Here is a 208-nt window from a genome sequence, read left to right on the forward strand (position 1 = left end):
GTCGAGTGCCCGCGCACGTTGCGCGCCTCGCTCGGGAGCGTCTCGCGCAGGAACAGCCCGTTGGCCACCAGCACGACGAAGCCGTAGACGGCGAGGAACACGAACAGCCCGCGCCAGTCGACCACCAGCAGCAGCTGCGAGCCGATGACGGGGGCGATCACCGGAGCGAGGCCGGAGACGAGGGCGAGGCGGCTGAGCATCCGCACCA

1 pseudogene is annotated in these 208 nt (G+C 71.2%); it reads right to left on the reverse strand.

Annotation, left to right across the window (positions count from 1 at the left end):
- Positions 1–208: pseudogene (locus FJ658_RS15055) on the reverse strand (Bcr/CflA family drug resistance efflux transporter); the annotation flags it as partial.

The organism is Schumannella sp. 10F1B-5-1, from assembly GCF_006517535.1.
GTDB lineage: Bacteria > Actinomycetota > Actinomycetes > Actinomycetales > Microbacteriaceae > Schumannella.